Raw genomic sequence first — 23,361 nt, 5'->3', positions numbered from 1 at the left:
TCTGTGTTCTCCGTGCCTCTGTGTTGAAAAAATCCGTCTCTCTGAGTTTAAAAACTTAAAACTGGAAGCCCAGATCAATCGATACGACCCGATTCTTCGACACCAGTTCCCGTCCCCGCGCGACGTTCAGCAGACCCCGCTGGTAGCTAATCCCACATTGACGGCGTTGTTGCGGTTGAGTTTGTACTGAACCCCCGTACCCAGCAACAGCTCAATATCACCAAAGCCATACTGCCTCCGACTACCCCCGCTTTCTGCCAGATACAGCCCGTTCCGCGCCGTGTCGAGCGGTTTTTCGGCAAGTTTCAGGCTCAGCAGGCCACCCGTTTGTACGTAAAGCCGGACGCCCGGTGCGAGGTCGTTGGCAAACATCTTGACAGTAACCGGCAATTGCAGATACTGAAGATTGTACGTCGATTCCTGTTCCGGTAAATTCGGGTTGAACCGCGATTGACCAAACGTGCCCGGCATCTGAAAGCCAGATCGTTTGATCGTGTACCATAGCCCCGTGCTGAAGGCGTACCGATCTTTGAAGAAGTAGTAATCCAGTGTTGGGCCGACACTAAGCCGTACCCCTGCGCCGTTGTTCCGGAAACCAAGGTACGAACCCGACCCCTCGGCCGTGTTGAGATCGAGGGAGGGGGCGAAACGAATACCCATTTCGATCAGGTGCGTTGGGCGGGCGTAGTCGGGGCCGGTTTCGTCGGTACTACCGGTTGTTTGTCGGCGACGGCGACGCTTGCGGTCATCATCGTAATTACGCTTGTTCTGATCCTGCCCGTCGTAATTATCGCCGAGAATTTTGCGAAACCGTTTTTCGGTAACGCTGGATTCCTTCGTTTTCAACCGGTAGAGGGCCGGTGACTTGGTCTGCGCCTGACTGAGCGTACCCAGCAGAAGCAGCGAAATGAACCCGAACCCTGCAACTTTTTTCATAAATTTGTACGTTTTCAATACAGAAAACTGTTGATTTTCATGCAAATACGCGTTGCCCTCGTCGGGCTTTTTTGCGCTTTATGGCTTTGTTCGTGCTCAAAACCCGACGAAGTCACGGTTGTTCGGCTCGATCAGCAACTGTTTGCGGCTAAATCGGCCAATGACATTCGCGCCTTCCTGAATCAGCATCCCGGTGTTGCTCAATTGTACTTTAACGCGAATCAGGCCGGTAATGATACGGCCCTCGTTCGGGAATTGACTGATCGGGTCAACAATCCGGCCTTGCAGGACTTCAACAAACAACTGCAAACCGAATACGGCGATCTTGCCGATCTGCGGACTCAACTCGCCGACGCCTTCGCCAACATCAAAAAAGACTTTCCCAACTTTAAAGCCCCTCGCGTCGAAACGATTGCAACGGGCTTCATGGGCCCCGATCTGGTTGTTAATGATAGTTTAGTCGTCATCGGAATTGATTATTTCGCCGGCCCTAAGTCGAAATACCGGCCCGTAGGTCCGTCGTTTCCGCAATACATTCTACGTCGGTATCAGCGGAAATACATCGTTCCGGCTGTTATCTTCGCTATATCGGATCGGTACAACGCCACTAATCGCACCGATCAGACGCTGCTGGCAGACATGGTGTACTACGGAAAAGGGTATGTCTTTACGCGGACCATGCTGCCCAACACGAACGATAGCCTGATTATCGGCTATTCAGACAAGCAACTGACCGAAACGTTTAACGCACAGGACATTGTCTGGGCGCACTTTATCGACGAAAAGCTGTTGTATCAGACGAGTCCGGCCATTAAACAGCGATATATGAATGAGCGTCCGTTCACGGCGGAGATCGGCCCGGCCGCTCCCGGTGCGATTGGGCGTTGGCTGGGCTGGCGCATCGTCAGTATGTACTATGACAAACGCAGTGTTGGCATTCGGGAGCTGATGCAGAACGCCGATGCCCGACAGATTTTTGAGCAGTCGGGCTACAAGGGACAAACGGAATAATACACCTACGCCGGTAGATTAACCGGTTGACAATCAAACCAATGGCTAAACGAAGAAACGCCGATGTAGAATCGGACGAAGCCGACAAAAAACGGGTTACTAAAGAAGGGTTTCGCAAGGCACTGAGCATCTTCCGGTTTGTGCGGCCCTACCGCGTACAGTACATAATCGGGTTTGTATTCCTGATTCTGTCGGCCGGAACAACGATGAGCTTTGGTTTGCTCATTGGGCAGATCACCAGCGTTATTCAGGGGAAATCAGCGTACACACTCAATCAGGTCACGCTGTTTTTTGTGGGCGTACTGGTGGCGCAGGCCATCTTTTCGTTTTTCCGCATCTACTTTTTCTCGCAGGTCAGCGAGCGGGCCATGGCCGACGTGCGCCGGGCTACCTACAGCAAAATCATCACCCTGCCGATTCCGTTTTTCGAGCAGCGCCGGGTGGGTGAACTCACAAGCCGTATCTCGGCCGACGTCTCTCAATTGCAGGACGTGCTGACGCTGACGGTGGCTGAACTGTTCCGGCAGGTAGCTACGCTCGTGATCGGTACGGCCATCATTTTCTACGTATCGTGGAAGCTAACGCTGTTTATGCTGGGTACTTTCCCGGTCATCATCATTGCCGCCATTTTCTTCGGAAAATTCATCCGCAAACTGTCGAAGCGGGCGCAGGACTACTTGGCCGAGGCTAACGTCGTGGTCGAGGAAACGTTGCAATCGGTCAACATTGTCAAGGCGTTTACCAACGAACGGCTGGAAATTCATCGCTATGGTTCGGCTTTGCAGCGAGTGGTCAGCACCGCCCTGCACGCGGCCAAGTACCGGGGTGTGTTCGTGTCGTTTATCATCTTCGCGCTCTTCGGGGGTATTATCGGCGTTGTTTGGTACGGCGGTTCGCTGGTGCTTCACAACGAAATGCCGTTCTCCGACCTGCTGACGTTTATCGTGTATACCACGTTTATCGGCGGTTCGGTTGCCGGTATGGGCGACTTGTACGCGCAGTTGCAGAAAACGGTTGGCTCGTCGGAGCGGATTCTGGAGATTCTGGGCGAAGCGTCTGAAGTCAACGCTGACGACGAACTGCCGCTGTTCGTTCCCGTACAGGGCAACATTCAATTCGACGATATCAAGTTTTCGTACCCCGCCCGGCCTGACATTCCGGTACTGAAAGGCGTGTCGCTCGACGTGGCCGCCGGTCGAAAGATCGCACTCGTGGGACAGAGCGGAGCCGGTAAGTCGACGTTGGTGCAATTGCTGATGCGCTACTATAACCTCAGCGGGGGACGTATCAGCATCGACGGTCGCGACCTGAATACATTCAACATAACCGAACTTCGTAAGAACATCGCCGTCGTGCCGCAGGAAGTGATTCTGTTCGGTGGTACGATCATGGAAAACATTCAGTACGGTCGGTTGGGCGCGTCGGAAGCCGATGTGCGCGAAGCCGCCCGTAAAGCCAACGCGCTCAACTTCATCGAGTCGTTTCCCGACGGCTTCAAGACGATTGTGGGTGAACGGGGCGTCAAACTATCGGGTGGTCAGCGGCAGCGCATCGCCATTGCCCGCGCTATCCTGAAAGACCCGGCCATCTTGGTACTCGACGAAGCTACCAGTTCGCTCGACGCTGAATCGGAACAACTGGTACAGTCGGCACTGGACGAGCTGATGCAGAACCGCACGACAATTATCATCGCCCACCGGCTGGCTACCATCCGTAAGGTCGACCGAATCTACGTGCTGCGTGAAGGGCAGATCGCCGAATCGGGCACACACGACGAACTGGCCCTGCTGGAAGATGGTGTGTACGCCAACCTGGTCAGGCTGCAATTCGAACCGATTAGTTAGTAGACGTTGCCACACCGATAACTCGTATTGCTATGAACGCTGCACAAACACTCAAAAGCTTTAACCTCCGCCACACCGCCGGGCGGGAGGAAGTGCTCGACCTGTTTTTGAAAGCGGGTTACGCATTAGCGCACAACGATGTTGAAACCGGCCTCGGCCCCGACCACGACCGCGTCACGATTTACCGGACACTGCGCACATTTCTGGATAAAGGGCTATTGCACAAGGTACTTGATGACGAAGGTGGTACAAAGTATGCCCTGTGCCGCGAAACCTGCGCGCAGGGGCATCATCACCACGATCACGTCCATTTCAAGTGCGAGAACTGCGGTCAAACCGTCTGCCTCGACAGCGTTCGTATTCCCGCCCTGGCCCTGCCCGACGGCTACGAACGGCGCGAAACCAACCTGCTCATACAAGGCACCTGCCGCGAGTGTAAGCCGTAGTGTTTTCCGTAGATAGTATTTGTTTGCTGCCCTAGTTGTTTTGTCATGCTGACGCAGGAAGCATCTTCGTGCGGTAGTCAATTACCGAAGATGCTTCCTGCGTCAGCATGACAAAACAACTAGGTCGATTTGCTTTTGCTGTGGTGTCGGGTCAGGGACCCGACACTGTTTTTATGCTCGAAACTCAACCCGTAACAAATGCCAATTGATACAGACGCTGTGTTTCAGCAGCGGCAACAGACGTTTTTACAGCAGGAGCAGGACGCGCAACAGCGGCACAATCGACTGGCGACGGGCCGGCTGCTCTGGTTCGCGGTTGTTGCCGTTGCCACTTGGCTACTCGGTCGGGCAGGGCAGGAGTGGGCGGCTGTGGCGGTGCTGATAGTCGGTGTTGTCGGTTTTCTGATTTTGCTGCGGAAGCATCAGGCGATCCGGCGCGAACGAGATCTGGCGCGTCAACTGGCGTTTATCAACGAAGATGAGTCGGCGCGGCTTCGGCGGCAGTACCGGCGACCCGAAACGGGGGAGTTGTTTGCCTCGGCCACGCACCCGTATGCGGGCGATCTGGACGTGTTCGGCGCTCACTCGCTATTCCGGCTCCTCAACCGGACGCACACGCGAGAAGGGCAAATACGGCTCGCAACGTGGCTACTTAATCCGTCGACCGCCGATACGATCCGGCTGCGGCAGGAAGCCGCGCAGGCACTCGTTCCCCAACTCGACTGGCGGCAGCAGTTCGAAGCACTAGCCCGCATCGAAGAAACCATCGGGCGTTCGCCGGAATCGCTGATCGGCTGGGCCGAAGCACCACATACGCCCGTACCGGGCTATGTCAACGCCGGGCGGTTTGCGTTGCCGGTTGCGACGGTTGCGCTGTTTGTCGCGTGGCTTACGGGTTACGTGCCGGGGGCGGCTGTGCTGACGTCGCTGGCAGTATCGTGGCTGGCATTACGACAAACTACCGATCAGGTCAGGCGGCTGAGCGAGCAGACGGCTGAACTGGCTACGGCTTTGAAAACCGTCAACACGCTGTTTGTGCAGGCCGAGCAGGTACCGGGCGAAGCGATCCGGCTGAAGGCGATTCGGCAGGCGTTGTCGAGCCATAATCAGAAGGCATCCGACGCAGTCCGGCAACTGGCGTCGCTGGCCGAGGGGCTGAACTTCCGGCTCAATCCATATTTCTACCTGTTTTTCGGCGTCGCGTCGCTCTGGGACTGGCATTACCTGAGTGGTCTGAACCGCTGGCGGCAGCAACACGGCACTGCCCTGCGTCGCTGGTTTGACGCACTGGGCGAACTCGAAGCCCTCAACAGCCTGGCCGGGTTTGCCTACGCTCACCCCGCCTATGCTAGGCCAACGATTACCGACGGTGAACTGAGGCTCGAACTGGAAGCCGCTTCGCACCCGCTGCTGCCGCCGAACCGCAGTGTTGCCAATTCGCTGACGATGGCTAATTCGGGGCAAACCATCCTGATTACTGGCTCGAATATGTCGGGGAAGAGTACGTTTTTGCGGACGGTAGGGGCCAACGTCGTGCTGGCACTGGCCGGGGCGGTTGTGAGTGCCGACCGGTTCAGCTGTTCCGTGGTGCAGGTGTTTACCAGTATGCGGACGCAGGATTCGCTCGAAGAAAGCACGTCGTCGTTTTACGCCGAACTCAAACGCCTGCAAGCCCTGATTACGCTAACCAATACACCGTCGACGTTGCCAGTGTTGTATTTTCTGGATGAAATTCTGAAAGGTACCAACTCCGCTGATCGGCATCGGGGTGCCGAAGCACTCATCCGGCAATTGCACAAAACAACCGCGTCCGGCTTCGTATCGACGCACGACCTTGAGTTGGGGCAGCTCACCAACGCAGCCGATTTTATTCGTAACTACCACTTTCAGTCGGACCTGCGCGACGGCGAACTTCTGTTTGACTATCAATTGCGCCCCGGTGTTTGTACAGCGTTCAACGCCAGTCAGCTCATGCAGGCTATCGGTATACAGATGAACCTGTGATAGCTGGAACAGCAAGGCCGTGGGTTTATACTGTTTTCTCCTGAAGTTGTCCAAAACAAGGCTGTTTAGTGCTTGTTCTCTACACAGAAGAACGTATCTTTGCTTACTCAAAAATTAGTATGCTTGCATACTAATTCAGTCAATATGGGATTACGGAAGAGAGTGAGCGAACAGCACGGACATAAAAAAAGCCTTCCCAGTGGGAAGGCTTACGTTAAGGTGGTGGTGATGGACGGAATCGAACCGCCGACACAAGGATTTTCAGTCCTTTGCTCTACCAACTGAGCTACATCACCGAAACGTGGGTGCAAAACTAGGAATCCGGCGGACTTTCCACAACTGTTTCAATAAAAAAAAACGACAAAATAATAGGCCTATCTGCCATACGCCTGATAGTCAACTCTGTAAGCGAAGAAAAATAAATGGAAATCGTACAGCAAATTTTGTTCATAGCGGCCTTAGCGGCTACGGCCTGGTTCATAACCGGCCGGGTAAAGCTTATTGCGAAGGCAATTCGGCTGGGTCGGGCCGAAAATCGCTTCGATCATGCCGACGAGCGGCTGAAGACGATGTTGCTCGTGGCGTTTGGGCAGAAGAAGATGTTCACCAACCTGCTGGTGGGTGTTATGCACTTTGTAATCTACGCGGGGTTCATCATTATTAACATCGAGATTCTGGAAATTATTCTGGACGGCATTCTCGGTACGCACCGCTTGTTTGCACCTATCATCACGCCCATTTACCCGGTCCTGATCGACGTGTTCGAGGTGCTGGCCTTCGGTGTGCTGGCGGTCTGTGTCGTGTTTCTGTGTCGCCGGTTCATTGCACGCGTCAGCCGGTTGCAGGCGAGCCGGCACCGGGAGCTGCGTGGCTGGCCCATTTCAGACGCTACGATCATCCTAACGGCTGAGATTGTGCTGATGATTGCCTTCCTGACCTGGAATGCGGCCGACAGTGTGCTGCGCGACCGGGGCGTTGGGCACTACGGCGAGTTGCAGGGCGTCGTTCCGGACTTTCTGGTGAGCCAATACCTCAAGCCTTTGTTCACCGGCTTTAGCGACACCGCACTTGTAGCTTACGAACGGACGGCCTGGTGGCTGCATATTCTGGGGATTCTGGCCTTCGCCATCTACGTAACCTACTCGAAGCACCTGCATATCGCGTTGGGCTTCCCGAACGTGTATTTCTCCGACCTGCAACCGAAGGGTGAGATGCAGAATATGCCAGAGATCACGAAAGAAGTGCAACTGGCACTGGGCCTGCCCGTCACGACTGAGCCTGATGGTTCGCAGGCTAATGACAATGGTGAGCAGCCTGCGGAGATCGGGCGGTTTGGGGCAAAAGACGTCGAAGACCTGAAATGGATCAACCTGATGAATGCCTACAGCTGCACCGAGTGCGGGCGGTGTACGGCGGCTTGTCCGGCAAATATTACGGGTAAGAAACTGTCGCCCCGCAAGATTATGATGGACACCCGCGACCGGCTCGAAGATATTCAGAAGGGCTGGAAAACGAACGGACCCGACTACAAAGACGACAAATCGCTGCTGGGCGACTACATCACGGCCGAAGAACTGAATGCCTGCACGACCTGTCAGGCATGCGTCAATGCCTGCCCGATCAACATTAACCCGCTCGACATTATCCTGCAATTGCGCCGGTACCGGGTCATGGAAGAATCGGAAGCACCGGCGTCGTGGAATGCAATGTTCAGCAACATCGAAAACAATATGGCCCCCTGGAAATTCTCTCCCAGCGACCGGTTCAACTGGGCCGAGCAGGTTAATGAACCCCTAACAAAATAGTTTAACGGTTGATGTTTAAGGGTCAATGTTCTGCTTTCAGACAACCTTAAACTGTAAACCTTAGACCTTAGACAAAAAGATGACTGTCAACGAAAAAACATACACCGTACCGACAATGGCTGATATGGCCGCGTCGGGTGAGGCCCCGGAAATCTTGTTTTGGGTGGGCTGCGCTGGCTCATTCGACGACCGGTATAAGCGCGTAACCATCGCCTTTGTCCGCATCCTGAACCACGTCGGTATCAAGTTTGCCGTGCTGGGGCCGGAAGAAGCCTGTACGGGCGATCCGGCGCGTCGGGCCGGTAACGAGTTTTTGTTCCAGATGCAGGCGATGTCGAACATTCAGGTGTTGAACGGCTACAACGTCAAGAAGATCGTAACGGCCTGCCCGCACTGCTTCAATACGCTGAAAAACGAATACCCCGAACTGGGTGGCAACTATGAAGTTATCCACCACTCGCAGTTTTTGCAGGGGCTGATCGACGAAGGGCGCGTTAAAGTCGAGGGTGGGCAGTCGTTCAAAGGGCGTAAGATTACGTTTCACGACTCGTGCTATCTGGGCCGGGCTAACAAGGTCTACGAAGCCCCTCGCGAGGTGCTGGCGGCTCTGGACGCCGATCTGGTCGAGATGAAGCGCGTACGGGCCAACGGGCTTTGCTGCGGAGCCGGTGGCGGGCAATATTTCAAGGAGCCGGAGCCGGGCAGCAAAGACGTCAACGTTGAGCGTATCGAGGAAGCTCTCGCAACGGGTGCCGACACGATTGCCGTAGCCTGCCCGTTCTGCATGACGATGATGTCGGACGGGGTGAAAAACAAGAACCGCGAAGACAGCGTACGGGTGTTCGACGTGTCGGAACTCATCGCGCAGGGGCAAGGGTTGTAATTTCATGACTGTCGCCCCGACGACGGAGAAAGTAAGAATTACTGCATTTTCAACGTATCAACTATGTACGTCCAATTCAACCAATTGCCCGATTCGGCCCGCGTTTGGGTTTATCAGGCTAGCCGGGAATTAACCGATGCGGAAAGCGAGCAGGTTCGGGCCGGTATGGAACAGTCGCTAACGGGCTGGGCCGCCCACGGGCAGGCGTTGCTGGCATCGGCGCAGGTCGTGGCTAACCGCTTCGTTGTGCTAGGTGTCGATGAAGGGTTCAACCTACCGAGCGGCTGCTCGATCGACGCGTCGGTCCGGATGCTGACGACGCTGGCACAGCAACTTAGTCAGTCGGGCGAAGCCATTAATTTTACGGATCGCGCGGTGGCATTGGTGGCTGAAAACGGTGCGGTCAGTACGATTGCGCTGCCTGCTGTCAAAGCGGCTGTTACGGCGGGGCAGCTTACGCCCGATACGCTGCTGTACGATACGCTGGTGCAAACCGCCGGTGCTTTTCGGACAGGCTGGCAGGTCAGGGCGGGCGATAGCTGGCTAAAACGATACTTTACGCCGGTTGCCGCATAGGGTAGATACCTCCGTAAAAAAGCCGACTTTACTGATGCTACTGGTCAGTAAAGTCGGCTTTAACGTTGAGGTTGGGTGAAACGTTCGCTGACAAATCGGCAGGGAAACCCTTTTTTTCAAACAAAGGATTAATTTTTGCAGTCTCAACCAAATACTGATCAGCGTTTTACGGAAAAATTGCCGTTTTGATTGGCTGATTATGCCGATGGTAAACGGCAATTAACGATTACTTTTATGGCGAACATACCCCAAGTTATGTCAGATACGCCGACTCGCGACGACGACCAAACGCAACAACCCGACAGCCCGCAACCGACTGCCGAAACGCCTGCTCGTGCCAGCTACACCGATCAGCAGAAATACCAGATATTCAACAAGGAGTTTATGCCGCACATCGACTCCATGTACAATTTCGCGTTTCGGCTGACGATGGATGAGGACGATGCCAATGATCTCGTTCAGGACACGTACCTGAAAGCGTTCCGGTTTATTTCGTCGTTTGAGCAAGGAACTAACGCAAAAGCGTGGCTGTTTCGGATTCTGAAGAACAGCTTCATAAACGATTACCGGAAGAAAAGTAAGGAACCGGCCAAAGTCGATTATCAGGACGTGGAAACGACCTATAATTCGGAAGACGCCGAAACCGAACACACTGTCGATCTGCGGGCTGAAACAGTCTCTGATCTGATCGGTGACGAAGTGGCAACGGCACTTAACTCGCTGCCCGTCGATTTCCGAACGGTAATCATTCTTTGCGACATCGAGGGGTTCACGTATGAGGAAATGGCCAAGATTCTGGACATTCCAATTGGTACGGTTCGGTCTCGACTTCACCGCGCCCGTAACCTGCTTAAAGAGAAGCTCCGTGACTATGCATCGTCAATGGGATATGACGAAGAAAGTGACGAATAAAACGAACCTTTTCTATCGATTAATAGGTTGTGCTGATATCATAACTTAATATTATTCTTGGAATAAATAATATTTTTCCAATGCAAACGTCATTGCCATCGTCGTCTTCATCGGCTGATAAGCCCGGGATGAAACATGAGTGCGGTCATCGGGCGGACTGTCTGAAGATGATTCAGTTGATAGTGGATGGGGAAGCCACCGAACAGCAGCTTGCCCGGTTGAAAGATAACCTGGAAACCTGCCGCCCCTGCATCGAGATGTATCATCTCGAACGGGAAGTGAAAGAACTCCTGACAAAACGGATGGAGAAGAAATGCTGCCCGGATCAACTGATTGCAACGATTAAGTCTAAAATACTGACGTTCAGCTGAGAAAAGCTGATTATAGATTGGGGTGAATAGAGTGGCCTTCGGCGCTCTATTCACCCCAATTAGTTTTAACACCATTCATCTCTACCACATTGGACGGTAAACTTATTATCTTCTCGGCCCCTTCCGGCTCCGGTAAAACAACCATCGTTAAGCATCTGCTGGCAGAAAACAACAACCTCGGATTCTCTATTTCGGCCTGTACACGCGACCGGCGGGGGCGTAGCGAAGAAAACGGAAAGGACTATTATTTCCTGACGCCCGATGAGTTTAAGCACAAAATTGACGCCGACGAATTCGTGGAATGGGAAGAAGTATATACCGGAGCGTTCTACGGTACGCTCAAATCCGAAATTCAACGTCTGTGGGATAGCGGTAAGCATGTACTATTCGATGTCGATGTGCAGGGTGGGCTGAAACTAAAGCACTACTACGGCGACAAAGCGCTGGCGGTGTTTGTAAAAGTGCCCGACGAAGAGACGTTGCGGCAGCGGCTGATCGGTCGTGGTTCTGAAACGGATGAGAGCTTATCGAAGCGGCTGTTCAAAGTTCACTTCGAGATGAGTTTTCAGGATCAATTCGACGTTATTCTCGTCAATGACGACCTGGACACCTCGCTCCAGAAAGCGCAGAAACTAGTCGATGATTTCGTGCAAAAGAACGAAGTGCCGGAAAGAGGAATAGTGTTGTAAGGTTTTACAGTTGAAGAGTCGTAAAGTTAGCTCCGCTGTCACTGGACGCGTCAGCTAACTTTACAACCCTATAACTTTACGACTCTAAAACTTCATACATGAAAATTGGGCTGTTTTTTGGGTCGTTCAACCCTATTCATATCGGGCATCTGATTATTGCCAACACGATGGCGACAACAACGGATCTGGATCAGGTGTGGTTTGTTGTGTCGCCCCAGAACCCCTTTAAAAAAGCGACCAGCCTGCTCCATGCCTTCGATCGCTTTGACATGGTGCAGCAGGCCATCGCGGATAACAGTCGTCTACGAGCTACAGATATTGAATTTTCAATGCCCAAGCCCAGCTACACCATCGATACGCTGACCCGGCTGGGCGAGAAATTTCCGCAGCATACGTTCCGGCTCATCATGGGCGAAGACAACCTGACCCAGTTTGTCAACTGGAAAAACTACCAGCAAATTCTCGACAAATACGGGCTTTACGTATACCCCCGGCCGGGCGTATCCGGCACGGCGGAGAACACGCTGCGCCATCACGATCAGGTGCAGCTGGTCGACGCGCCCCTACTCGATATTTCCGCCACGTTTATCCGCGACGCCATCCGGTCTGACCGGTCGATTCGCTACATGGTGCCCGATGTGGTCGAAGAAGTAATCCGGCGGAAGAAGTTCTATCTGTAGCATCATCTGCCGGTCGATTGGTCGACTCAATCCGCCAATTCGTAGATTGGTCTACCAGGTTAATCGTTTATTAACCGGTAACAGGCAACAGCCCCAATGCAGGCAGCGTATTGCTTAAATAGACGACTATGAACTAGCGATACGACTATGAAAAACAGTATCTTGAACGTGTGGGGAGTTAAGCAGGGCGTTCTGCTGATCGGCCTCCTGGTAGCGGTAGCAGGCTGTAAGAAAGCCGACGATGCGGTGACGCCCCAATCGACAACGACGTCGACAAACGATAATCAGACGGTCGATGCATGGATTCTTGACAACATGCAGACGTACTACTACTGGAACGACAAGATTCCGGCGAATCCCGACAAAACCCTGGCCCCATCTGATTTCTTCAACTCCATCCTGAATACGTATAATGCGACGACGAACCCGGAAGGTGACCGGTTTTCGTGGATCGAAGAAAGTGCCACAGACCTGACGTCGAGCCTGAGCGGAGAAAGCAAGACGACGGGAATGGAGTTTGCGCTGTACCTGCGGGCCAGCGGTTCGACGGATGTGATCGCGCAGGTGCTGTACGTGCTGCCCAATTCGCCAGCCGCCAGCGCGGGCCTGAAACGGGGCGACATCATCACCAAAGTGAACGGGCAGGGCGTTACAACGACCAACTACCAGTCGCTGCTATTTGATGATTCGGTGACTAACTACACGTTCGGCCTGGCAACGGTCAGCAATCAGTCGATTGTCGATTCCAACGTGACGAAGACGGTGACAGCTACTGTTTTTCAGGCGAATCCGGTCTATCTCGATTCAATTTATACGGTGGGTAGCAAAAAAATTGGCTATCTAGTTTACAATCAATTCGTACCGGCACCCAACGGCAGCAACGGTTCGGAATACGATAATCAGGTCGACGCGGTTTTTGCCCAGTTCAAGGCGGCTGGCGTTAATGAACTGGTGCTCGACCTGCGCTACAATCCGGGTGGGTACACATCGTCGTCGGCGAATCTGGCCAGCCTGATCGGGAAAGGGGTTGATGACTCGAAGCTGTACTTCCGCGAAAACTGGAACAGTACCATTACACCGGCGCTGCAAAAGCAATACGGCAGCGACTTTTTCCTGCAAAAATTCAGCACTAAAGCGCAGAACATCGGTGGCAATCTGAACCGGCTATATGTACTGACTACCGACAGAACTGCATCGGCCAGTGAGCTGATTATCAATGGTCTTCGGCCCTATATGACAGTAAATACGATTGGCACTACAACCTATGGCAAGAATGTGGGGTCTATCACAATAACCGACGATACGGGCAAGATCAACTGGGGTATGCAGCCCATTGTGTTCCGGTCGTACAACAGCCTGGGGCAGTCGGATTATTCGGCTGGTTTTACCCCGACGGTTGAGGTTGAAGAACCCATCACGCTGTACCCGCTGGGCGACGTGCGGGATGCACTGCTGAACGAAGCGTTGTATCAGATTGCCGGTACGGCCGCGTCGGGTCGTCATTCTGCGACGGCAGTGCGTAACCCGCTGCCGGAACTCGGTTCGTCGATTCAGCAGAAGATGCGTGGAGGGCTGATGGTGAAAAACATAAAAATAAGTCACCCCTAAAACGGGTTCCAGCGTTCAGTGGCGGAGGAATAATCAGACCCGCAATGTACGATGGTGCGTTGCGGGTCTGTTATATAGAAGAGATTTCGTTTAATTTTGCCTTGTTTTTCCGTTACGTTTCTCATGAGTTTGCATCAAATCAGTGGTCAGGAGCAATTGCCTGCCCATACTACTAATCGTTCATTTATGTCTCGTTTTCGTGGTCAGTGGGTCAACGCCCTGCTGTTCGTAGGTTGTCTGGGCTGGGCCGGTGGGCTGGCTAGTTGTAATAGTTCGAGCACGACCGGTACGCTGGGCGACTGGACCAAAGGATCGTCGCTGGATGGTGTGGCCCGGACGGGAGCGTCCAGCTTCGTAATCGGTAGCATCGCTTATGTCGGTACGGGTATCGACTCCGATAACAACCGTCTGACCGATTTCTGGGCTTTTGATCCTGCGCGTAACGCCTGGACCCAAAAAGCAACGTACGCTGGTGTAGGTCGCTACTATGGCGTCGGGTTTGCAACGAGCACGAAAGGCTATATCGGCACCGGCGTCAATACCAACGGCGACCGGCTCAAGGATTTTTACGAGTACGATCCATCGGCCAATACATGGAAGAAAATTGCTGACTTCGGCGGCAGCGCCCGGCGGAATGCCACTGCTTTCTCGATCAACAACGTTGGTTATGTAGGCACTGGCTTCGACGGAAACTTCGTGAAGGATATGTGGTCGTACAACCCAACTACCGCAGCCTGGACGCAGGCCGCCAGCTACGGTGGCGACAAGCGGGTTGGTGCGGTTTCCTTCGTTATCGACGGAAAAGCGTACATGGGTACGGGCAATAACAACGGTACGTCGCTGCGCGATTGGTGGATGTTTGATCCTACCCAGAACCTCTGGACTCAGAAGCTTCAGTTTACGACCGATCAGGCAGCCATTGCCCGTAGCTACGCTGTTGGCTTTGCGATCAGCGGCAAAGGTTATATCGTGACGGGGAACGGAACAACTGTGTGGCAGTATGATCCTGCTACCGACCTGTGGGCAACGCTGGGTGTGTTTGAAGGAGCCGACCGGCAGTATGCACAGGGTTTTGCTATCGGCAACAAAGGGTACGTAACGACGGGTGGCTCATCGAGCCGTTATGACGACCTGTGGGTGTTCGACCCCGCAACGGTACAGAATACGGATGCCTTCTAGTTTGGAACGCGCCGGGCGGTCAGTTGCTGTCCGGCGCGTTCTGTTTGTCATATTGGCCGTACTGGCCATGCTGACGGCTTATCAGTACTATCGGTCCCGGACGGCTTACGAGCTGAGTCTGTACAAGACACCAATGGGCTGGGGCTACGACGTACTTAACCACGGTAACCTGATTATTCACCAACCAGCCATACCCGGTATCGCTGGCGATCGTGGGTTTGCCGACGAAGCGCAGGCCCGGCGGGTGGGCGAACGGGTTATCAGCAAACTACAGCAGGGGCGGGGTATGCCGGCCATCACACAGGAAGAACTACGGGCGATGAACGTTTCGCTGCCCTGAGTATTTACTATTTACTTTTCAGATGCATTTTATTCACCGAGTTGCCGGGTTGCTGATGGCTGCGCTCTGCTTATGTGCCTGTCAGTCGGGAAGGCTTGACATCGGGCAGGCCATTATCAATCCGCAGGAGTTTTCCATTCAGGCACTCGATACGATCAGTATCCGGGTGTCGACGGTGCTGTCGCCCGACTCGTTCGTGACGTCGGCTCAGTCGTCAGCCGACACCGCCTTTCTGGTTGGTCGCTGGGCCGACTCCAATACGGGTACGCTGACGACGCGGGGCTACGGTAACGTTGACTACGCATCGAACCCACTGGCATCGACCTCAAATCTGACGCTGGATTCGCTTGTATTCGAGCTGGGCTACGCTTATGCGTACGGCGATACCACGACGGCTTTCAGCGTTGAGGTGCATCAACTACAGACGGCACTAAACCGGAGTAAAGTTTATTACAACACCAGCTCAGTGCCGTACGACAGTAAAGCCCTTTTTGCCCGGACGGTAACGCCCGGCCCCGGTACCCCTGTCACAACCTCTGCCGGTACCCCTCTTTCCCGTGCCTATCGGCAGATTCGCTTTCGGATGAATACAACCGTGGCCCAGTCGTTCTTTACCGCGCTGACCGACGGCTCGATTGTCGACAACGTAACGATGGATGAATTCTGGAAAGGCTTCGTCGTGCTTACGCCAGCATCTGGCAATACGATGGCTGGTTTTTCAACGAACAATCTGACGGGGCTGCGACTCTATTACCACGCGGTGGACAACAATACCGACGTCGTTGTGCGGTCATCGTCAATTCATTTTCCGCTACAGACCACTCACTTTACGCAGTTTATCAGCGATCGAAGTGGTACGCCGTTGGCTGCCCTGCAAACAAGATCAGACGCCGTCAGCAGTAACCTGACCGGTCGGAGTTCGTCTCTTGTGCCGGGTATGGGGCTGCGTACGCGGATTGAGTTTCCGTACATCAACCAGTTTGAATTACCGACTGGTTATGCCGGTGTCAATAGTGCTCAGCTGGTGCTGGAGCCCATCCGGCAGACGCTGCGGGACAATCTGGTCCCGCCAGACCTGGCTATTTTTGAAGCAAACGCACAGAATGAATTGCTGTCTGTCGTGCCAATTGGAGCCATCGGGAATGTGGCGCAGAACAATGCTGCGGGCTATTTCTACGACCCCGCACAGCCCGAACTGACCGACAGCTACACATTCGACATCACACAATACGCGACAAACCTTATCCGGGGACGCCTGCCCAACCGGCCGATTATCATCACCAACACATCGACGGATTTGCGTACGCTGGCCCGACGAGTTACGATTGGCGATCAGCAACGCTCGTCTGACCGGATTCGGCTACGGCTTTTTCTGACGTCGGCTCAGTAGCCGCCGTCTGTATCTAATGATAAGGTTTCGTAATGACCTTATCAGTCAATTCACTATCTGGTAGCAAACGGTAACGTGCGCTCATTACCTGTCATGGAAGGCAGTTGGTGAGCGCACGTTTCATATGTGTAAAATCCTAAAAAACAGGTTGTTGTTGACGGATGAAGCGTATAAGCAGCGAAAGAGAGACTTTAAACGGAAAGGGCCTGCAACGAATAAATGGAGTCCAGCGTAACGGCCTGATAAATAGACGAACCACTTGTTGAAAACTAGCCGCCGTACTGGTCTGGCTGGATTAAGTTGCGGATTGTCGTTTTCCTCTTCAGTGCGTTTTTCCGCTGCGCTATGCGTCACATCTCCGTTCGGTTGGGCTTATTGGTCATTGCGCTCCTGTTGCATTACACGGGCTGGGCGACGCATCAGGTGGGTGGACAGATCGAAATGAAACTGGTGGGCGACGTACCGGGCCATTACAGAATCACGGTGACCAATTACCTGGAAGCCGGGCAGCGGGCCAATCAGCAGATGGGAGGGCTGGTCGGGATATACCGCAAGCGCGATAATGTATTCATGCAGTCGTTTACGCTGGTTGAAACCGGCAGTCGATCATCGGTTCCGTTTACCAACGCATACTGTGCCAAACAGCAGAATCTGGATTTTATCGTGGCTACGTTCGGCTATGAATTGTATCTGACGCCCGCGAGCTACACCGATTCGCAGGGCTATTACATGTCGTACCAGACCCGCAACCGAAACGGTGGCATCAGCAACATCGTCAATCCGTCGCAGGTGGGGTACACGTTCTATCTGGAATTCCCCGCCCTGCAACAGAACGGCCGTATTTTCGAGAATTCGTCGCCCCATTTCACGGCTATCAACGGCGAATACCTCTGCCTGGGTGAGCCGTTTACCTTTCCCTTCGGCGGTACCGACCCTGACGGCGATGAGCTGCGCTATTCACTGGTGACGCCCCTCAATCAGAAAGGCAACACCAATGGGCAGAACAATAGCGTATCGGCGGGTCCATACCCCGAAGTAACCTGGCAATCGGGGTATAGTGCAGGCAGTGCCATACCGGGGGTGCCTGCTATGAGTGTCAACAGGAGCACCGGTCAGCTTACCGGCACACCCTCGAAAACCGGCTTGTTCGTCTTCGCCGTAAATGTAGAGGAATACCGGAACGGGGTTAAAATCGGGGAAGTCCGGCGCGACTTTCAGCTGCTGGTTGTTGAATGCCCCCCACAGTCGACCCCCGATCCGGCCGTGCGTATTCAGGCCAAACCCGCCGACATGACCAGCCTTACGCTTTGTCAGGGACAAACGGCGACGATACAGGCCGCTGATAACCCCGACTGGAACTATCAGTGGCGACAAAACGGGGTCAACCTGCCAAGCGCTACCGGATCGAGCCTGATCGTCCGTGAGGCTGGGGACTACTCGGTGTATGTGTCGTTGAAAACGGTTTGCAGTAAAGCCGCCGACTCCCCGACAATTCAAATCAGCGTCGTCGGAGCTGAAGCAGCACTAACAAACAGTGGGCATCTCTGCGCAACAACGGGTACGGTATCGTTCACGGTCGGTAATGCGGCTGGTGTCGCCGTACAGTGGTACCAGAACGGACAGTTGCTGCCACAAACTGCCAACGAAATCAGTACGCAGCAGCCGGGGCAGTTTTATGCACAGCTGACTTACGCACTGGCGGGATGTGTGTCAAAAACAAACCCTGTTGCTATAAGCCGGTCGGCGGCAGTGGTACCGACGATACAGGCGCAGCAGCCGCAGCTCTGTCCGAACAGTGTATTGACGCTCGAAACGAATGGCGGGGTACAGTACGCGTGGCAACAGGATGCGCAACCGCCCGGCCCGCCAACGACAGCTGCAACGTTTTCCGCCACGACCACAGGCAGCTATGTGGTGACCGCAACCGATTTTTACGGCTGTACCGGTACGTCGGTCCCGTTTGTTGTAACAGCCGTACCGCCCGTCGTGCCACAACTGGACTCGATACCCGACATGTGCGGTGTCGATGTGCCCCTCGTTACGCTCAAAGGGCAACCGGCCGGCGGGCTGTTCGAGGGGCCGGGTGTAACGGGAAATTTGTTTAACGCCCGCTCGGCAGGTATCGGTCCGCATACCGTCACGTACACCGTAAAGCCCGCCCCCTTTTGTGAGGGCGTAACGACGGCCCGCCGGGCGATTGTCGCCCCTATCCCGACGATCAATCTGCCTGACTCGATGGTCACTTATTACGGGAATACGTTCACGCTGTCGCCAACGTTTACCGGTGATCCTACGCGCTTTACCTGGTCGCCTGCTACGTTTCTGGACGACCCTGCCGTGGCGAATCCATCGGTGGTTCAGATTCTTGCCCCGATCGTGTACACGCTCCGCGTTAGCAACGCGTCGGGTTGCCCGGCTTCCGACAGCATCAGCATCCGGATTGTTGAGCGGCTATATATTCCGGATGCGTTCTCGCCCAACGGCGACGGCCTGAATGACGATTGGAAGTTGGTAGGGATTGAGGCATTTCCCGAAGCGGTCATTACGATCTTTAGCCGCTGGGGCGAGGTTATTTTTCGCTCCGGTCAGGGCTATCACGAACCCTTCGCTGGCCTGACGAATGGTCGCGAACTTCCCGCTGGTATGTATGCGTACACGGTGTCTACCGCTCCGAACCGACCTGTTATGCGTGGTCAGCTTATGCTGATTCGGGATTAACTGGACTGGTTTGAAAACAATAAAGAGGACGGGTGCAAACTCCCATCCTCTTTAAAACTACCTTAACCTATGATAAGACTGTATGTTTTCAGACACAAAAACCCGATTGGGTTATCGTATCATGTCAGTAAATATACAGCTATTCATTAAGAAAAGATTGAAGTGGACGATAATTACTTAAAAAATTTAAAATAATGTCTTCCGCATGATCATGTATCAGGGGAGTCCATTTTGAAACGTGATCTCGGTAGCTAAGCCAATGGCACTCATACGAATAGCGACCGATCGACTTGTCGATTTGGCTCCCGGTTTGTCGCATTGAGGCCCTTTCTCCAGAAAATAAATGTAAAACTTCTGGTTTCGATCGGCAATCTCATTGATATCGGGGCGACCCAGCAGATCGCCAATGGTATCGGACCGTTTGCCTTTCAGATTTTGTATTTCGGCGCGGAAATCGGGCAGAATAGCCGCCCGAATACCGTTGCAGCCGCCCCGGTCGCTGCGCCATTTTTTCAGGTCGAGCCGACCGAATTGGTCGGGTGGGGGCTCGCAGCTAAACAGCCCCAGCAAAGCCAGCAGGAGAAATACGTTACTTTTCATTGTAGATAACCTGCGTCAGTGTTTGCCCAACGGCTTTCAGGGTTGTTTTGTCGATGTTAGCCATCGTATCGTCGGCGGTATGCCAGGCCGGGAAGAAGCCGCCCATCGTCGGGTTGGTGTGAATCAGGTCAATCATCGGAATTTTCGCGACCAGATTCGGGGCCAGGTGATCGTCGGTGATCGTGCCGCCTGGCTGATCGACAAAAAACGGACTGTAGCCCAATCGCGCGGCCGTGCTCCACACGGTGTCGACTACGCTGGCGGCTAGTTGCTGCGAATAGCCTTCGCGGGTAAACGTGGCACCCTTCGCACCGACCATGTCGAGCAGAACACCGTAATAAGCCGAATAGCCCGGCTTGTGCAGGTTTTTGGCCCAATACCGCGATCCCAGACAGAAACCAACAAAGTCAATCGGTTGCCCATTGACAGTTAGCCCGTCTTTGGTATCGTTCTGCGCTTTCTCGCCATTGCCCCAGTCTTCGGCATCGAAGAAGATAATGTCGACACCTACATCGGGTTTCGTTTTCGCCTGCTGAACCGTGCGGGCTAGTTCGAGCAGTACGCCGACGCCACTTGCTCCGTCGTTAGCCGCCGGAACGGCTTTGCTCTGATCGGCTTTGTCAGGGTCCTGATCCGCGACCGGGCGCGAATCCCAATGCGACGCCAGCACGATGCGTTTGGTCGCTTTGGGGTTGATGCTACCGATAATGTTCAGGCAGTTCAGCTTGGTGCCGTCCCAGGCCGTCGTCGTAAAGGGTTGTTCCGTTACCTCGCAGCCAAACTGCTTGAGTTTCGAGATCAGGTACTGTCCCGCCTTCGCGTGCGCCGACGTATTGACCACGCGCGGTCCAAACGCGACCTGCTGATCGATATACTGGTAGGCTGAATCCGCGTTGAAGGCCGGAGCCGCCACCATCGTTGGCGATGTGGTAGCGGTATCGGTTTGCTGACTCTGTTTTTCTTTGCAGCCCGCCAGTGTCAGCACAGCGGCAACGAGTAATAGGGTGGGTTTGGTCATGAGAGTGAAAAAGCTGTATCGTTGTGAACTGTAACTAAGCCGCGGCATAACCAGACAACGCGCGGTATTGGGGTGGGTGGAATGCCAGAACTATATCTGTCTTGCAAACGCCCCGCGCAACCAGTTCTTCCGCTACGTGCAACTCCGTGCTATTTTCAAGCAGCCATACCTTACCGGTTGGCTTAATTGTCAGATGAATCAGCAGTGCGTCGACGTATTGGCTCGGCGATGCCCAACCCGTAGCGATTAGCTGGTAATGCCGGTGTTCTTTATCGGCAAGCATCATACGCCGGTACTCCTCTGTATTCAAATTCTGATCCTGATGTTCCGATAGAAAATCAATAATCAGCGTCTGATACGTTTCTATTTGCTGTGCCGTATCCATTGAACAATCGTTTGGTGAATCGGATCATACACGACAATATTAACGGAATATCGCTGCGTAACGACGTCAAAGACTCGTTGCCGGCTCATCCGTTCAAAGCTGGGCTGCGGTATTGCCAGATACAAAACGCGCTCTGGCTCCTGCAAGTCCATATTGACCTGATAAACCAGCATTTGCCCCAAAGCGCTGTGAAAATCGTAAATCAGTGAATCGCCCAGAAAGCTTTTCACTTCAACGGCGATTTTCTCCACGTTACGTTCGGCTGCAATCAGTCGCTGTGCGCCTAAATCCACAGTCAACGCATCTTTGAGCAGGTCGGTAATTAAGCGATAGCCGTCATGTGTTATCGACCAGCCATCCGCAAGCAGTGCCTCACGAACAGCATCGTGAAATAGATCGCGAGCCATATTACTCCTCGTAGGCCCAGTCGATCTGGTGCTTCATGTCTTTGATTGCCAGTCCCTGCGCTTTGAAGTACGAACGGATCTGATCGACTTTATCGTATTGCTTTTGCTCCTTGTATTCTTTGTACAGCGTCAGCAGACCGCTCAGCACCGGCTGATTGTCAGCGCTTTCTTCGTGCAGACCCAGCACATCCTGCAAAAACGACAGGTACGAGTCGCGCAGGAGGGTAAACATTTCTTCGCCCAGCGCGGCCGGCGCCAGTTGCCCCATGTACAGCATGTTGATGTACTTGAGCAGCGTGAACAACTGGGCAATGCCAACGGCGGTATTGAGGTCGTCGTTCAGGGCGTCGTAGAATTGCTTTACTGCCTTCCGAATGTCTTCCTGCTTGACCGTGTCGGGCGCGATACTGTCGTCGGGCTGGTAGGAGAGCAGCTTCACGACGCGCATCCCGTTGGCCAGTCGGCGGTAGCCTTTCTGTGCGGCTTTCAGGGCGTCGTTGGAGAAGTCGAGCGTGCTGCGGTAATGCGATTGCAGCATAAAAAACCGCACCGTCATCGGGCTGTAGGGCTGATCGAGCAGGGCGTGCTTACCGGCAAACAGCTCGGCGGGCAGGAACGAGTTGCCCAGCGACTTCGACATTTTCTGCCCGTTTACCGTCAGCATGTTTGAGTGCATCCAGTAGCGGACGGGTTCGCGGTCGTTGAGGCCCCGGTCCTGCGCAATTTCGCACTCGTGGTGCGGGAACTTCAGATCCATACCGCCCCCGTGAATGTCGAATTGCTTACCGAGGTACTTGGTACTCATGCACGAGCATTCGAGGTGCCAGCCGGGAAAGCCTTCGCCCCAGGGCGAGTTCCAGCGCATGATGTGTTCCGGTGCGGCCCGTTTCCAGACGGCAAAATCGAGTGGGCTGCGCTTCTCCGACTGTCCGTCGAGTTCGCGGGTTTCGTTAAGCAGATCGTCCAGAATCCGGCCCGACAGCTTGCCGTATTCGCCCCCGCGTTTGTTGTAGGTGTCAATATCGAAGTACACCGACCCGTTTGATTCGTAGGCCAGCCCTTTGTCGAGCAGTTCCTGCACGGCTTCGATCTGCTCCAGCATATGACCCGTCGCGGTGGGTTCGATGCTGGGCGGCAGCATGTTGAACTGCGCCGTGACGGTGTGAAAATCGTTGGTAAACCGCTGTACGATTTCCATCGGCTCGACCTTTTCCAGCTTCGCCATCCGCCCGATCTTGTCCTCGCCTTCGTCACCATCGCCAACCAGATGCCCCACGTCGGTCAGGTTGCGGACGTAGCGCACTTTGTAGCCGATAAAGGTCAGATAGCGAAACAGCGTATCGAAGGTTAGGAACGTACGGACGTTGCCGAGGTGGACGTAGTTATACACCGTCGGGCCGCAGACGTACATACCCACGTAGGGCGCGTTAATTGGTTCGAAGCGTTCTTTCCGGCGGGAAAGGGTATTGTATAGCGAAAGCGGTTGCGAAATAGAATCAGACATAAGGCAGAAATAGACTGCGAAACGAGGCAAAACTACGCATTGTCGGCTGGAAAAC

The 23,361-nt window shown here is 54.0% G+C and carries 22 protein-coding genes and 1 tRNA gene; 16 read left to right on the top strand and 7 right to left on the bottom strand.

What is annotated here, in order from left to right:
* Positions 1–126: 126 nt before the first annotated feature.
* Positions 127–936, bottom strand: coding sequence for an outer membrane beta-barrel protein (locus HH216_RS05430; RefSeq protein WP_254448697.1), 810 nt, complete (start codon positions 934–936; stop codon positions 127–129).
* A gap of 39 nt (positions 937–975) precedes the next feature.
* On the opposite strand from HH216_RS05430, the gene HH216_RS05425 reads away from it, so the two are divergent.
* From HH216_RS05425 to HH216_RS05410, 4 genes are all read left to right on the top strand, one after another.
* Positions 976–1,947 (top strand): gliding motility protein GldB-related protein, encoded by a 972-nt coding sequence (locus HH216_RS05425; protein WP_169549871.1) that lies wholly within the window; start codon positions 976–978, stop codon positions 1,945–1,947.
* A gap of 41 nt (positions 1,948–1,988) precedes the next feature.
* Positions 1,989–3,791 (top strand): ABC transporter ATP-binding protein, encoded by a 1,803-nt coding sequence (locus HH216_RS05420; RefSeq protein WP_169549870.1) that lies wholly within the window; start codon positions 1,989–1,991, stop codon positions 3,789–3,791.
* A 32-nt stretch (positions 3,792–3,823) separates the two neighbouring features.
* Positions 3,824–4,237: a Fur family transcriptional regulator gene (locus tag HH216_RS05415; RefSeq protein ID WP_169549869.1), complete on the top strand. Its 414-nt coding sequence runs from the start codon at positions 3,824–3,826 to the stop codon at positions 4,235–4,237.
* Positions 4,238–4,435: 198 nt separating this feature from the next.
* On the top strand, positions 4,436–6,241 hold the full coding sequence (locus HH216_RS05410) for a MutS-related protein (RefSeq protein ID WP_169549868.1): 1,806 nt from the start codon (positions 4,436–4,438) through the stop codon (positions 6,239–6,241).
* A 220-nt stretch (positions 6,242–6,461) separates the two neighbouring features.
* Here the strand turns inward: HH216_RS05410 and HH216_RS05405 are convergent.
* Positions 6,462–6,537, bottom strand: a tRNA-Phe gene (locus HH216_RS05405).
* 126 nt (positions 6,538–6,663) lie between these two features.
* Here HH216_RS05405 and HH216_RS05400 point away from each other — a divergent pair.
* The 12 genes from HH216_RS05400 (at position 6,664) to HH216_RS05345 (ending at position 19,392) form a co-directional block, all read left to right on the top strand.
* On the top strand, positions 6,664–8,046 hold the full coding sequence (locus HH216_RS05400; protein WP_169549867.1) for a 4Fe-4S dicluster domain-containing protein: 1,383 nt from the start codon (positions 6,664–6,666) through the stop codon (positions 8,044–8,046).
* 79 nt (positions 8,047–8,125) lie between these two features.
* Complete coding sequence (locus tag HH216_RS05395; protein ID WP_169549866.1) at positions 8,126–8,929, top strand: (Fe-S)-binding protein; 804 nt, start codon at positions 8,126–8,128, stop codon at positions 8,927–8,929.
* 63 nt (positions 8,930–8,992) lie between these two features.
* Positions 8,993–9,505 carry a hypothetical protein gene (locus HH216_RS05390; RefSeq protein WP_169549865.1) on the top strand — a complete coding sequence of 171 codons (513 nt, stop codon included), beginning with the start codon at positions 8,993–8,995 and terminating at the stop codon, positions 9,503–9,505.
* 234 nt (positions 9,506–9,739) lie between these two features.
* On the top strand, positions 9,740–10,417 hold the full coding sequence (locus HH216_RS05385; protein ID WP_254448696.1) for a sigma-70 family RNA polymerase sigma factor: 678 nt from the start codon (positions 9,740–9,742) through the stop codon (positions 10,415–10,417).
* 167 nt (positions 10,418–10,584) lie between these two features.
* Positions 10,585–10,788: a hypothetical protein gene (locus HH216_RS05380; RefSeq protein ID WP_254448695.1), complete on the top strand. Its 204-nt coding sequence runs from the start codon at positions 10,585–10,587 to the stop codon at positions 10,786–10,788.
* An 89-nt stretch (positions 10,789–10,877) separates the two neighbouring features.
* The gene (gene gmk, locus HH216_RS05375) at positions 10,878–11,477 is read left to right on the top strand and encodes a guanylate kinase (protein ID WP_169549864.1); all 600 of its coding nucleotides are present in this window, start codon (positions 10,878–10,880) and stop codon (positions 11,475–11,477) included.
* 98 nt (positions 11,478–11,575) lie between these two features.
* A complete protein-coding gene (gene nadD / locus HH216_RS05370) occupies positions 11,576–12,157 on the top strand; it encodes a nicotinate (nicotinamide) nucleotide adenylyltransferase (RefSeq protein WP_169549863.1) in 582 nt (193 codons plus the stop codon).
* A gap of 147 nt (positions 12,158–12,304) precedes the next feature.
* A complete protein-coding gene (locus HH216_RS05365) occupies positions 12,305–13,765 on the top strand; it encodes a S41 family peptidase (protein WP_169549862.1) in 1,461 nt (486 codons plus the stop codon).
* Between the two features lie 186 nt (positions 13,766–13,951).
* Complete coding sequence (locus tag HH216_RS05360) at positions 13,952–14,944, top strand: Kelch repeat-containing protein (protein WP_169549861.1); 993 nt, start codon at positions 13,952–13,954, stop codon at positions 14,942–14,944.
* Positions 14,934–15,284, top strand: coding sequence for a DUF4907 domain-containing protein (locus HH216_RS05355; RefSeq protein ID WP_169549860.1), 351 nt, complete (start codon positions 14,934–14,936; stop codon positions 15,282–15,284). Before HH216_RS05360 ends, HH216_RS05355 begins: the two co-directional genes overlap by 11 nt.
* A 22-nt stretch (positions 15,285–15,306) precedes the next feature.
* Entirely contained in the window at positions 15,307–16,674 is a 1,368-nt protein-coding gene (locus HH216_RS05350; RefSeq protein ID WP_169549859.1) for a DUF4270 family protein, read from the top strand.
* 345 nt (positions 16,675–17,019) lie between these two features.
* Positions 17,020–19,392 (top strand): gliding motility-associated C-terminal domain-containing protein, encoded by a 2,373-nt coding sequence (locus HH216_RS05345; RefSeq protein ID WP_169549858.1) that lies wholly within the window; start codon positions 17,020–17,022, stop codon positions 19,390–19,392.
* A 216-nt stretch (positions 19,393–19,608) separates the two neighbouring features.
* On the opposite strand, the gene HH216_RS05340 is transcribed toward HH216_RS05345, so the two are convergent.
* The 5 genes from HH216_RS05340 to cysS are packed head-to-tail and all read right to left on the bottom strand — an operon-like array spanning position 19,609 to position 23,306.
* On the bottom strand, positions 19,609–19,992 hold the full coding sequence (locus tag HH216_RS05340) for a hypothetical protein (protein WP_169549857.1): 384 nt from the start codon (positions 19,990–19,992) through the stop codon (positions 19,609–19,611).
* Complete coding sequence (locus HH216_RS05335) at positions 19,982–21,010, bottom strand: M28 family peptidase (protein WP_169549856.1); 1,029 nt, start codon at positions 21,008–21,010, stop codon at positions 19,982–19,984. Before HH216_RS05335 ends, HH216_RS05340 begins: the two co-directional genes overlap by 11 nt.
* A gap of 34 nt (positions 21,011–21,044) precedes the next feature.
* Positions 21,045–21,395, bottom strand: a complete 351-nt coding sequence (locus HH216_RS05330) for a XisI protein (protein WP_169549855.1) — start codon at positions 21,393–21,395, stop codon at positions 21,045–21,047.
* Positions 21,374–21,802: an element excision factor XisH family protein gene (locus tag HH216_RS05325; RefSeq protein WP_169549854.1), complete on the bottom strand. Its 429-nt coding sequence runs from the start codon at positions 21,800–21,802 to the stop codon at positions 21,374–21,376. The genes HH216_RS05330 and HH216_RS05325 overlap by 22 nt, the downstream gene beginning before the upstream one ends.
* A gap of 1 nt (position 21,803) precedes the next feature.
* Entirely contained in the window at positions 21,804–23,306 is a 1,503-nt protein-coding gene (gene cysS / locus HH216_RS05320) for a cysteine--tRNA ligase (RefSeq protein ID WP_169549853.1), read from the bottom strand.
* Positions 23,307–23,361 lie beyond the last annotated feature (55 nt).

The sequence above is a fragment of the Spirosoma rhododendri genome, from assembly GCF_012849055.1.
GTDB classification, from domain to species: Bacteria; Bacteroidota; Bacteroidia; order Cytophagales; family Spirosomataceae; genus Spirosoma; species Spirosoma rhododendri.
Note: the sequence above shows the minus strand (reverse complement) of the source record. Positions and strands in the feature narration are given on the sequence as shown.

Bases quoted from the DNA above. Each gene is read 5' to 3' on its own strand.
- HH216_RS05345 (WP_169549858.1), top strand. From the start codon at position 17,020: ATGCGTCACATCTCCGTTCGGTTGGGCTTATTGGTCATTGCGCTCCTG.
- HH216_RS05420 (WP_169549870.1), top strand. From the start codon at position 1,989: ATGGCTAAACGAAGAAACGCCGATGTAGAATCGGACGAAGCCGACAAA.
- nadD (WP_169549863.1), top strand. From the start codon at position 11,576: ATGAAAATTGGGCTGTTTTTTGGGTCGTTCAACCCTATTCATATCGGG.
- HH216_RS05395 (WP_169549866.1), top strand. From the start codon at position 8,126: ATGACTGTCAACGAAAAAACATACACCGTACCGACAATGGCTGATATG.
- HH216_RS05335 (WP_169549856.1), bottom strand. From the start codon at position 21,010: ATGACCAAACCCACCCTATTACTCGTTGCCGCTGTGCTGACACTGGCG.
- HH216_RS05360 (WP_169549861.1), top strand. From the start codon at position 13,952: ATGTCTCGTTTTCGTGGTCAGTGGGTCAACGCCCTGCTGTTCGTAGGT.
- HH216_RS05340 (WP_169549857.1), bottom strand. From the start codon at position 19,992: ATGAAAAGTAACGTATTTCTCCTGCTGGCTTTGCTGGGGCTGTTTAGC.
- HH216_RS05425 (WP_169549871.1), top strand. From the start codon at position 976: ATGCAAATACGCGTTGCCCTCGTCGGGCTTTTTTGCGCTTTATGGCTT.
- HH216_RS05385 (WP_254448696.1), top strand. From the start codon at position 9,740: ATGGCGAACATACCCCAAGTTATGTCAGATACGCCGACTCGCGACGAC.
- HH216_RS05415 (WP_169549869.1), top strand. From the start codon at position 3,824: ATGAACGCTGCACAAACACTCAAAAGCTTTAACCTCCGCCACACCGCC.
- cysS (WP_169549853.1), bottom strand. From the start codon at position 23,306: ATGTCTGATTCTATTTCGCAACCGCTTTCGCTATACAATACCCTTTCC.
- HH216_RS05325 (WP_169549854.1), bottom strand. From the start codon at position 21,802: ATGGCTCGCGATCTATTTCACGATGCTGTTCGTGAGGCACTGCTTGCG.
- HH216_RS05365 (WP_169549862.1), top strand. From the start codon at position 12,305: ATGAAAAACAGTATCTTGAACGTGTGGGGAGTTAAGCAGGGCGTTCTG.
- HH216_RS05400 (WP_169549867.1), top strand. From the start codon at position 6,664: ATGGAAATCGTACAGCAAATTTTGTTCATAGCGGCCTTAGCGGCTACG.
- HH216_RS05410 (WP_169549868.1), top strand. From the start codon at position 4,436: ATGCCAATTGATACAGACGCTGTGTTTCAGCAGCGGCAACAGACGTTT.
- HH216_RS05430 (WP_254448697.1), bottom strand. From the start codon at position 936: ATGAAAAAAGTTGCAGGGTTCGGGTTCATTTCGCTGCTTCTGCTGGGT.
- HH216_RS05355 (WP_169549860.1), top strand. From the start codon at position 14,934: ATGCCTTCTAGTTTGGAACGCGCCGGGCGGTCAGTTGCTGTCCGGCGC.
- HH216_RS05380 (WP_254448695.1), top strand. From the start codon at position 10,585: ATGATTCAGTTGATAGTGGATGGGGAAGCCACCGAACAGCAGCTTGCC.
- HH216_RS05390 (WP_169549865.1), top strand. From the start codon at position 8,993: ATGTACGTCCAATTCAACCAATTGCCCGATTCGGCCCGCGTTTGGGTT.
- HH216_RS05350 (WP_169549859.1), top strand. From the start codon at position 15,307: ATGCATTTTATTCACCGAGTTGCCGGGTTGCTGATGGCTGCGCTCTGC.
- HH216_RS05330 (WP_169549855.1), bottom strand. From the start codon at position 21,395: ATGGATACGGCACAGCAAATAGAAACGTATCAGACGCTGATTATTGAT.